General features: G+C 64.6%; 3 protein-coding genes and 1 pseudogene. All 4 read left to right on the top strand.

Annotated elements, in window-relative coordinates:
• A pseudogene (locus tag B2V21_RS21705) lies at positions 1 to 170 on the top strand (carbamoyltransferase C-terminal domain-containing protein); the annotation flags it as partial.
• Between the two features lie 116 nt (positions 171 to 286).
• Entirely contained in the window at positions 287 to 1,417 is a 1,131-nt protein-coding gene (locus B2V21_RS06625) for a glycosyltransferase (RefSeq protein ID WP_286916382.1), read from the top strand.
• The gene (locus B2V21_RS06620; protein ID WP_286916386.1) at positions 1,417 to 2,313 is read left to right on the top strand and encodes an antimicrobial resistance protein Mig-14; all 897 of its coding nucleotides are present in this window, start codon (positions 1,417 to 1,419) and stop codon (positions 2,311 to 2,313) included. Before B2V21_RS06625 ends, B2V21_RS06620 begins: the two co-directional genes overlap by 1 nt.
• Positions 2,310 to 3,713, top strand: a complete 1,404-nt coding sequence (locus tag B2V21_RS06615) for a PIG-L deacetylase family protein (RefSeq protein ID WP_286916385.1) — start codon at positions 2,310 to 2,312, stop codon at positions 3,711 to 3,713. Before B2V21_RS06620 ends, B2V21_RS06615 begins: the two co-directional genes overlap by 4 nt.
• The last annotated feature ends 77 nt before the right edge of the window (positions 3,714 to 3,790 follow it).

Below are 3,790 nucleotides of genomic sequence, written 5' to 3'. Positions count from 1 at the left end.
GCCCCTCGATGCTCGACACCGTCGCGCCGCAGATGATCAAGATCGATCACCCGGCGCCGTTCATGACGTTCACCTTCGAGGTGGCCGAAGAATGGAAGACCCGTGTGCCGGAAGTGGTCCATGAAGATGGCACCTCGCGCGCCCAGGTGCTCAAGCGCGAATACAACCCGCGNNGGCGAACCGATGATCTGCTCGCCGACGGATGCGTTGAACATGTTCTATGGCTCGGACCTGCAGTACCTGATCATGGAAGACATTCTGGTGGTCAAAGAGGGCGCCAAAGCCTATGACACGCTCGACTGAGCGTCATGTACTGCAAATCTGCCACGGCTATGACGGGCTGCTTCTCGAGGGCGCCCGTCAATACGCCGGCGTGTTGGTGGGCCGTGGTTATCGGGTCACCACCGTGTTCTTGACCGGCGTAGCCGATGCTCGGGTGGCCGCCGACTGCGAGAGCGATGAAGTGCTGTTCATGGCCTGCAGCGCCGAGGCCTTGGCAGGTCTGAAGCGCGGTGCCATCGGCGAGCTGCGCAAGATTGCCTCTGCGCGAACATTCGCTTTCTGCATCGCGCACCAGTTCGAGCCTGTCTACGTTGCCCTGTTGGGCACTTCGCTGCGGGTGATTGGTGTGCATCATGCGTTTGGTGCCTATCAGCGCCGTTCGCGCCGGCTGTTTGTGCAGCTGTTCCGCAGACGCCTGGGGCTGCTGGGTGTGTCCGATGTGGTACGCGACGACATTCGCCGCTGCCTGCCTGGCTGGGCATCGGAGCGTATTGCCACGCTCTATACCCGCATGAATACCTTCACCCTGCAGAAGCAGTTGCTGCCGGCGGCCGAAGCCCGCCGGGCCCTGGGCCTTGCGCCCGATGCCTGGATCGTTGGCAACGTGGGCCGTCTGCATCCGGACAAGGACCAGGCCACCTTGCTGCGCGGTTTTGCCCTGGCCTTGGCAAAGCTGCCTGAACGAGCGCTGCTGGTGATCATCGGCTCCGGGGAGCAGGAACAGCACCTCAAGGACCTGGCCGTGGAGCTGGGTGTCGCCGAGCGGGTGCGTTTGCTGGGCCAGGTGCCGCAGGCCCGGTTGTACTTCAAGGCGTTCGATGTGTTCGCCTCGAGTTCCACCAGCGAGCCTTCGGGCAGGGTCCTGCTCGAAGCCATGGTCGCCCATGTGCCGCTCCTGGCGGCGGCCTGCGGCGCTGCGCAGGAGATCGTCGAAGGTGCCGGTATCCTGTTCCCGCAGGGTGATGCCGAACGTCTGGCCCAGGGCCTGGAGCACATGGCCACAATGGATCGCTACCAGCGTGCGCGGTACGAAATGCTCATGGCCGAACGCCTGGACGCCCGCTTCTGCGAGCGCGCGGTGCGCAGGGCCTTCTGGCAACTGCCGATGGTCACGACACTGACGGCGCAAACATGATGCTCAACAGATTGCAAAGCGTACGCGAGCGGGGCTGGCAAACGCTGGATGCGTCCAGCTACGCACAGGCCTGGACACAGTTCGGCGGCAGTGTGGCCACTCATCCACTGGTGGTCGAGCGCCTGGCCGCGCTGGCCGGCATCCCGGTGCGCTATCTGGGCTGGGAACACGCGGGTGAACTGGTCGCGGCCATACCTACTTGGGGTCGTTACCTGGCGTTGTCCAAGGACGTGCTCAAGCAGCACGGCAAGAAGGGCTTGTACGATCTGGGCAATGCCGAGTTGATCCTGCCGGCAGCCAAGGATGCCCAGGCGCCGCTGCGCCACCATGGCCGTTACCTGTCCGAACTGAACCAGGGGCGTTTCAGCGGCTTGAAGGCGCAGGCCGAAAGCCTGGCCATGGCGCGCACGCCGGAAGACTTGTCGAAGAAGTTTCGCTACAACCAACGTCGTGAACTGCGTCTGCTGGAAGAGGCGGGCGGGGTGGTAAAGCCTGTCGCCGAGTTCAGCAGCGCCGAGCTGGCGGCGATCTATTGCGATCTGTTCCAGCGGCGCTGGGGTTTTGCCGCAACCGGTGCCGAACGCATGGGCGAGGTCATCGAGATGCTGCGCGAGCTGATGATCGGGTCGGTGCTGCTGCTGGATGATGCGCCGATCGCCATCCAGTTGGTGTACCGCGTCGAGGCTCCGGAATGGGTCAGTGTGGAGTACATCAATGGTGGTGTGGATCCGCAGTCCCGTGCGTTCAGCCCTGGCAGCGTGCTCAGTTATCTGAATACCCAGAGTGCCTGGGAACAGGCCCGCGCGGTGAACAAGCCGCTGCGTTTCTCGTTTGGCCGGGCCGATCGCGAATACAAGGACCGCTGGTGCAACCCCGTTCCGGTGTTTCAGGCATGAGCCGCAAGCAGGCGTTGCTCGCCCGGCATCGGCGCAACAAGCGGCGTGTGCTGTTGGTTGGGCTGACGGTGATGCTGCTGGCGGGGGTACTGATCGCCTGGTGGTTGCCGCTGCCCCTGCTGGTGCTGGCCTGGGTGGCCCATGAGGCGTGGTTTGCCGATCATTTGTTCTATTCCCCCGGCGACGATTACGCCTACAGTTTCGACAGCACCGCGGAGCTGGCCGGGGTCAGCCTGAACGGCGAGCTGCTGCAGGTCACGGAGCGTCTGGAAGCGGCGGATACCTTGATTCTGGCGGTTGATGTGAAAGCGTCCTGGCTGGGTCGATTCCTGGATCCGTGCGTGCAACTGCAGGGCGTCGAGCTGGCGGACCGGCAGACGTTCGAGCGCGGTGTCGATGGTTTGCGCTATCTGAACCTGAGCGGCTTTGCTGACGAACTGAACCAGGGCCGCCTGCGGGTGCGTGGGCGTTTCTGTGGGATCGTCGGGGAACCGCGGTTGTGGCGCTTCCAGCATCCGGATTTCACCCAGCAGCGGGTCATGGTCATCGCACCCCATGCCGACGACGCCGAGTTGGCGGCTTATGGTTTGTACAGCCGAGCGGCGAGCAGTTGGATCGTGACCGTGACGGCAGGGGAGATCGAAGCCGAGCACTATCAGGCGATGGGGCTGGCGCCGGCCCAGGCGGCGCGCCTGAAGGGACGGCTACGGGCCTGGGACAGTCTGGCCGTGCCGCGCTGGGCTGGGGTACCGGCCGATCAGTGCGTGCAGTTGGGGTATTTCTGTCTGCAACTGCCGGCCATGCAGGCGGCGCCCGAGCAGCCGTGTGGCTCGCGTGAGGCGGACATGACCGATATCCGCCCGTTCCGCCAGCTCAACCCTTTCGCCTTGCCAGCGGACGCCGACGGCGCGCCGACCTGGAGCAACCTGGTGGCGGACCTGCGCGAGCTGTTGCAGCGTGCGCAACCGGAGGTGCTGGTGATGCCGCACGCGAGCATCGATCCGCACCCTGACCACATCTGCGCCCAGGCGGCGGTGTTGCAGGCACTGGAAGGGCTGGCACACCTGCCACGCCATCTGCTGGGCTATGCCAATCATTTGCATGACAACGACCGCTGGCCCATGGGCAGTGCAGGCGAGGGCGTGGCCCTGCCGCCGTTCTTCGATGCCCGCGAGCGGCTGGTGCCGTGCAGCCTGCCGGTCAGCACCACGGTGCAGATGGACAAGGCCATGGCCCTAGGCATGATGCACGACCTGCAACCGCCGGCCCCGTTCAAGCGTCGCGTGCGGCGCTGGCTGCAGTGGTTGCTGGCGGGTCGACGTTGGCCGGCCACCGGTGAGAACGAATTCTTCCGCAAGGCAGTGCGCAGTCATGAGTTGTTCTGGCGCAAGGAGTTGTAAGGCGGCGTTGGGGCGTTGAAGAAAGCTGCACGGCGTTCTTGCAGGTACATCGCCTGTACCGCCGACGCGGCTTGCGC

Source organism: Pseudomonas sp. UBA6276 (assembly GCF_002438365.1).
GTDB classification, from domain to species: domain Bacteria; phylum Pseudomonadota; class Gammaproteobacteria; order Pseudomonadales; family Pseudomonadaceae; genus Aquipseudomonas; species Aquipseudomonas coleopterorum.
Note: the sequence above shows the minus strand (reverse complement) of the source record. Positions and strands in the feature narration are given on the sequence as shown.

What these genes read in the sequence shown, in the direction of transcription:
- B2V21_RS06620 (WP_286916386.1), top strand. Translation starts at nt 1,417, where the DNA reads ATGCTCAACAGATTGCAAAGCGTACGCGAGCGGGGCTGGCAAACGCTG.
- B2V21_RS06615 (WP_286916385.1), top strand. Translation starts at nt 2,310, where the DNA reads ATGAGCCGCAAGCAGGCGTTGCTCGCCCGGCATCGGCGCAACAAGCGG.
- B2V21_RS06625 (WP_286916382.1), top strand. Translation starts at nt 287, where the DNA reads ATGACACGCTCGACTGAGCGTCATGTACTGCAAATCTGCCACGGCTAT.